This window comes from Streptomyces sparsus (genome assembly GCF_054776295.1).
In genome coordinates this window covers 1-1,573 of record NZ_BAAHCA010001040.1, presented here as the reverse complement: position 1 = coordinate 1,573, position 1,573 = coordinate 1, and the positions used below count along the sequence as shown (strand labels likewise).

Genomic DNA, 1,573 nt, shown 5'->3' with positions numbered 1-1,573 from the left:
TGACCTTCGACCGCCAGGCCCGCGCGGCCGGCATGCGCCGCCGGGCCGTGCTGACGGCGAGTTCCCGCCCGGCGAGCCCTGCGGCGTAGAGCCGCAGGGCCGGCCCCATCGAGCCGCGGGCCAGCAGGAAGCGCTGGTTGGTGACGGTCTCGGGACGCCAGTGCTGCTTGTACGGCTCGGTGCCCCGCAGCATGCTGAGCACACTGCGGCCGGACTCGGTGACGTGCCGGGAGTCGTGGCGCAGCAGCATCGTCGTGATGTCGACCTTGCGGGCGCGCAGATCGGGATGCGCGCCGTAGAGGTAACCGCCGGCGAGTTCGGCGGACATCAGGGTGACGTCGGCGGCCATGACCTGCTCGCCGATGCGGTACTCGGTGAGCAGCGCGTCACCGGTGCGCACCATCTGGGTGGTGGCTCTCACCAGGTGCTCGGCGAAACGCGGCTTGAGGTGCTCTGGGGTGACGCCCCGTCCGCGCCACTGCATGCCGTGCAGCCGGAGCATGGTGGCGACCGCGGCGGGCACCTCGTGCTCGGAGACGACGCGCTCCTCGATGCCGAGCGCCTCCAACTTGCGCAGCTTGGCCCGGAAGCGGCGGGCACTGCTGCTGGGGAGGCGTTCCAGCAGCTTCGGCAGCGGGGCGGCCGGCAGTTCGAGGCAGACGGAGTCCGCCAGCCGCTGGCGGGGCCCGGGCCAGCGCTGCCAGATCTGCTCGGCCGCGCCGCCGGGACGGACCTCCCGCAGGTCGACGACGGCGCCGCGGGAGGCGAGCGCGAGCCCGCGCACCAGCGCGGCAGCGGCCTGCGGAAAGGTGTCGTCGAGCAGTACGTCGGAGAAGTCGGAGATGTCACCGCCCAGCGGGACGAGCACCGGCAGCGGGCGGTGGGCCAGCATCAGGGGCGCGGCGGCGACGAGGCGGTCGCCCTGCCGGACGGTGACGACGCGCAGCCGGCCGGGAGTGCCGTAGGACATCCACCAGGAGTACAGCCAGGGGTGGCTCTGGAAGGGGGTGGCCGCCCGGCAGCTCCGGTACAGCCGGTGCCACTGCGGGCCGAGGGCGGCGAACTGCTCCGCGTCGCGGCACAGTGTGATGGACAGTCCGGCCGGTCGGGGGTTCGCTGTCATCGCACTCTCTCCCTCTCCTGCGGGCCCACGTCCTGCTTGCCCGTCGTGTCGTGTCGTGCGGAACGCCTGCGCTCGCGGGGTTCGTCGGTCCTGCGGGCCGTCGCGCGGCGGCCCGGTGCGGCGGCCGCGGTCTCAGAGCCGGTCGTCGCCCCGTCGTCGGCCTTCCCCGTACCGGACACCTCCGCGGTGTCCTTGCCGGACGCGGCGGCTTTGCCCGACGTGGCGGCTCTGCCGGAGGCGGCGGCTGTGCCCGACGTGGCAGCCCTCCCGGACGTGGCAGCCTTCCCCGTCCCGGCGGCCCTCTCGGATGCGGTGGCCTTCCCGGACGCGGCGGCCTTTCCTGATGTCGCGGTGGCGCGGGCGGTGTCGGCCGGGGCGGGGGGTGAGTCCCAGCCGGGCACGGGGGCCGTCGGGGCCTCCGGGGACGCCGGGGCCGGGACGACCGCGGAC

At 74.8% G+C, this 1,573-nt stretch carries 1 protein-coding gene and 1 pseudogene; one reads left to right on the top strand and one right to left on the bottom strand.

All coding sequences use genetic code 11. From position 1 onward, the window contains the following. On the bottom strand, positions 1-1,123 hold a 1,123-nt coding region (locus tag ACYVE9_RS26115; protein ID WP_461030362.1), incomplete at its 3' end, for a GNAT family N-acetyltransferase. 186 nt (positions 1,124-1,309) lie between these two features. On the opposite strand from ACYVE9_RS26115, the pseudogene ACYVE9_RS26110 reads away from it, so the two are divergent. After that, positions 1,310-1,573 (top strand): annotated as a pseudogene (locus ACYVE9_RS26110) (hypothetical protein); the annotation flags it as partial.